Source organism: Vibrio sp. 2132-1 (genome assembly GCF_033344315.1).
Window position 1 is genome coordinate 1 of record NZ_JAWPON010000202.1, and the last position, 833, is coordinate 833.

Annotated in this window: 1 protein-coding gene; it reads right to left on the reverse strand. The window is 39.7% G+C overall.

The features are described from left to right. Positions 1–105: 105 nt before the first annotated feature. Positions 106–774, reverse strand: coding sequence for an HAD-IA family hydrolase (locus R8N47_RS24425; RefSeq protein ID WP_005498787.1), 669 nt, complete (start codon positions 772–774; stop codon positions 106–108). Between the last annotated feature and the right edge of the window lie 59 nt (positions 775–833).

Here is an 833-nt window from a genome sequence, read left to right on the forward strand (position 1 = left end):
TCCACACGAAGAATTTCTCATCCATTCAATGCCTTTACCAAGCTCCATATTTACAGTCGAAAATTAAACAAATTCATAACCTAAGTCATTCTCGTCATTAAACGGTTAAACAGAGCAGCCCATGAGCTGCTCTTTTAATTCATCCAAATGTTGAATGCGAATAACTCGGTCATCGTCGACTCGATTAATGGCCTCACCATTAAATAGCTGAACCGTCTTAATTCCGGCATTCAACCCTGCTTCTACACCTTTGGGTGTATCATCGATATACAAACAATCGCTAGGCAAAAAGCCCATGCTCATCGCGCTGTACATGATCAAATCAGGTTCAGGTTTCCAACTGTTTGCTTCAAACGCAGAGAATACTTTTCCTTTGAATGCATCAAGCAGGCCGGTTAACTCAAGTGCGTATTCAATTTTATCTTTGGGACCATTTGACGCGACGCAGTATTCAATATTGTGAGAGTCGAGGAATTGGATCAGTCTTTTAGCGCCATCCATTGGTTGTAAATGACGAACAAACAATTTTTGAACTTCTGTTCGGTATTGGGGTTCAAGAACATCAATTGGAACATTAATGTTCATCAACTCTTTGGTATCAAGAAGAATATCGGCCAGTTTTCCACCTTTAAAGTGAGAAACACATTCTTCCATCGTTAACTCTGCACCGTGTAGATTAAATACATTCACTAGTGCTTGGCAGCATAAACGCTCACTGTCGACCAACGTGCCATCACAATCAAAAATCACGCATTTAATATTGGTAATTGCCATAACCTTCCCCTAGACGCATTTGTCGATGTCGCAGATCAAACTTATTTATTAATACAAAA

Excerpts from the sequence above, each read along its gene's own strand:
- R8N47_RS24425 (WP_005498787.1), bottom strand. The coding sequence starts at position 774 with ATGGCAATTACCAATATTAAATGCGTGATTTTTGATTGTGATGGCACG.